At 32.7% G+C, this 3163-nt stretch carries 4 protein-coding genes; 2 read left to right on the plus strand and 2 right to left on the minus strand.

Going from position 1 to position 3163, the window contains the following annotated elements; translation table 11 throughout:
- The first annotated feature begins 172 nt into the window (after positions 1-172).
- Together BUB80_RS23025 and BUB80_RS23030 are read left to right on the plus strand one after the other, a co-directional pair.
- Entirely contained in the window at positions 173-430 is a 258-nt protein-coding gene (locus BUB80_RS23025) for a transposase (protein WP_139262905.1), read from the plus strand.
- Between the two features lie 7 nt (positions 431-437).
- Positions 438-1298, plus strand: coding sequence for an IS3 family transposase (locus BUB80_RS23030; protein ID WP_317043917.1), 861 nt, complete (start codon positions 438-440; stop codon positions 1296-1298).
- A gap of 357 nt (positions 1299-1655) precedes the next feature.
- Here BUB80_RS23030 and BUB80_RS23035 read toward each other — a convergent pair whose 3' ends face one another.
- Both BUB80_RS23035 and BUB80_RS23040 read right to left on the minus strand, forming a co-directional pair.
- Positions 1656-2012, minus strand: coding sequence for a hypothetical protein (locus BUB80_RS23035; RefSeq protein WP_073298062.1), 357 nt, complete (start codon positions 2010-2012; stop codon positions 1656-1658).
- Between the two features lie 385 nt (positions 2013-2397).
- Positions 2398-2646, minus strand: a complete 249-nt coding sequence (locus BUB80_RS23040) for a hypothetical protein (protein WP_073298064.1) — start codon at positions 2644-2646, stop codon at positions 2398-2400.
- Positions 2647-3163 lie beyond the last annotated feature (517 nt).

The following is a 3163-nucleotide window of genomic DNA, read 5'->3' on the forward strand; positions in this document are numbered from 1 at the left end:
TTAAAATACCATTGATTCTCTCTGTAAATTTATATCTCTTAAGGATCTGTATTCTGTATCATGTAAGAGATATAAATTTACAGAGAGAATCCTTATTTGAGGTGTTTGAATTTGTCCTGGTAGTGGGAATTTAAAAACGTATAATAATCCCCAAATATTGGACAGTTAAAAAATGAAAAAAGGACGAATAAAATTCAGTCCTGTATTCAAGACCAAGGTGATGCTTGAATCGATCAAAGAGGCCAGCACATTACAAGAGCTTGCCAGGAAGTATAGTCTTCATCCGACCCAGATTACCGCCTGGAAACGGGAGTTTATGGAAAAGTGGATACAGTTTTTAGCTCAGAGAAGACCGTTGAAAAGGAGAAATCCAAGGAAAAGGAATTATACTCTAAAATTGGAAAACTTCAGATCCAGGTTGATTTCTTAAAAAAAGTATTGGGGAAATAAGCATTATTGAAAGGCGTAACCTGATTTCCCCAGAAGATAATACGATGAGTATTTCTGGTCAATGTAAGCTGTTGGCTCTCCAGCGTAGCCAGTATTATTTCAGATCCAAAGGCGAATCCCAGTTCAATCAATCGATCATGAATGTCATTGACCGTAAGTTTCTGGACTGCTCATTTTATGGGGTGGAACGAATGACTGCGTATCTAAACAAAGACTTGGGTTATCATGTAAATTCCAAGCGTATACGGCGTTTATATCGGATAATGAACCTTCGCACGATCTATCCTAAGAAAAACCTGAGCAAAGCAAATGCTGGACATTACAAATACCTGTATCTACTCAAAGGGTTAAAAATTGACCGTGTAGGACAGGTTTGGCAGGCAGATATTACTTATATCCCCATGTTCCGGGGATTCATGTACATATTTGTCATTATTGATGTATATAGCCGCAAGATTGTTGGCTGGAGTATTTCAAATACCATGACGGTAGAATGGTGCAGGGATGTCCTGCTGGAAACCATAGAAGAGCATGTCAAACCCGAGATATTCAACACCGATCAGGGATCACAATTCACTAGTTCCATTTCCACTAAGATACTGAAGGGAATCAAGATAAGCACTTCCGTGGATGGCAAAGGAAGAGCATTTGACAATGTTTTCATTGAACGCTTCTGGAGGTCACTAAAACAGGAGTATATTTACCTGAATCCGCCCAATAGTGGTATGGAATTATTCCAAGGTGTAAAACGGTATGTCGAATTTTATAACAACGAGCGAAGACATCGGGCAAACGGCGATCTTACTCCAAATGAGATGTTTTATCAGAACAGTAAAAAAGTATCTTAAATATTCTTAAGTTTGACCCATAGCTGTACAACAAATAGGGAATACTTCAAACATTAACAGTGTCATTCCGGCAATATATGCTAAGGAAGTCATGATAATTGGTTGAAGTCTCGATTTTAAACCATATAATGCAGAATCAAAGATAGAAAGTTATGACTTTCTTCTTTTTTACAGTCCGATATTATGGAAGGGTTACATTATTATCAAAACCAATGTGCAAAATTCAGTGGCATTGACCATCTTTTTCTTAATGATATGTTTTTTTTCATGTGTCGATTGATGCTAGATTAGTGATCAATTCAATCCGAAAATGGGTTGTCAATGCTACTGAATTTTGTACTAGACAAAAGATGCCTATTATAGTTTTTTATCTACATTTCCGATTTTCTTACTGAATAACTTTTTCCACTTAGTTAGAGTATTCATGCTGAGCTTGAAATGAATTGCAATCTCGGAATTGGTCAGTCTATTTTTATTCTGGTAGTCTAATATATACATTATAGAATCTTCATCATACGCCTTAAGTTGCTGATTTAAAATTGATATTTCGCTATCATATATATCAAATATTATACAATTAAGCCTCAATACATCTAATAATGAAATATTTTCTTTATCCAATATATGGAAGCACTCTTCTTTTTTATGCGGATATTCCATTTCAATGATATCAGCATAAATTTTTTTATAATCTGGAATATTATTTTTTTTCATATTTTATATTTACTTATCCATTTTGAAAGAGTTGACTTGAGAATTAGGTACTCATTAATTATCTGATGTCTGTTTTTCTGTCTGTCTCTGACTCTTTCCAAAAACTCAAGGATAAAATCTATCAGTTCTTTTGCATAACTACTTTTTCTAAATAAAGGAGAATACCACTGAATAAGCTGCTAAGCAGTAAAAGATTCATTCAAATCTTACCTTTGATATAGTTTGCAAACAATATTGATAATCGTTTTCTAGTTTTTATAACCTTAAAAAAGATACAGCAACCTTTCATATAGAAATTCTAATTTCCTATGATCCCACATTAAGTTAAATATATTATATGACACAGTGAAGAGACTTTCAATACTCTATTTAAAATATCAGTACTTTAAATAATACGAATTCCTAAAAATGATGTAGCTATGCTATAATTAATTACCATTCCTGAAAGTAAAGAGATATGAATTCTTTTTACCAAAATTCCAAAATGTGACTTATATAGTATGTAAACTATTTCTTTATTTTCAATCTCTAAGTTAAGAGACACTCCATAAAACTCTTCAATTTCTGTAGCCAGCAAGTCCGGAAGGTCTTTCTGGAAGCGCAATGGTGCATCTTTTTTTATTGATAATGGCATACTCAATGTTATTTATTATTAAGGTCAAATTAGTCTATGAAGTCATCTTTACTTTTCATTAAAAAAGCATTAAGTATTTGAAATAAAAAAAGGGATTAGAAAATTAGTGTCGCTAAACCAAAAAAATCTCATCAATAGTACAAAGTACTGAGCAAAGATGCAATAGAATTGGAAATCGTTCCTTATATTCTACTAGAAAAAGAGGATTCAAATCCAAAGTTACTATATTTGAGATCATTAACTGCATCTTATGCTAACTCAAAACAGGTTTTCAGTGGTATCTTTTAACGGTGTTACACTTGTTCAGTAAAGACGTTCTTTATTATAAAAACTGTTTTTTACTTTTTGAGAAGTTTTAATCTCATAGACTTCTCCTTCCTTTATTTTTGTCAACAGCCTATATACTTTTCTTCCCAATAAACGGAACCAACATAGGTACTTTTTTTTGATAATCTTTATATTCTTCTCCATAAAAATCCCGAAGATCTTTTTCTTCCAGAAATTTCACTGCAATAAA

This window comes from Chryseobacterium polytrichastri (assembly GCF_900142445.1).
GTDB classification, from domain to species: Bacteria; Bacteroidota; Bacteroidia; order Flavobacteriales; family Weeksellaceae; genus Chryseobacterium; species Chryseobacterium polytrichastri.

Bases quoted from the DNA above. Each gene is read 5' to 3' on its own strand.
- BUB80_RS23025 (WP_139262905.1), top strand. From the start codon at position 173: ATGAAAAAAGGACGAATAAAATTCAGTCCTGTATTCAAGACCAAGGTG.
- BUB80_RS23035 (WP_073298062.1), bottom strand. From the start codon at position 2,012: ATGAAAAAAAATAATATTCCAGATTATAAAAAAATTTATGCTGATATC.
- BUB80_RS23040 (WP_073298064.1), bottom strand. From the start codon at position 2,646: ATGCCATTATCAATAAAAAAAGATGCACCATTGCGCTTCCAGAAAGAC.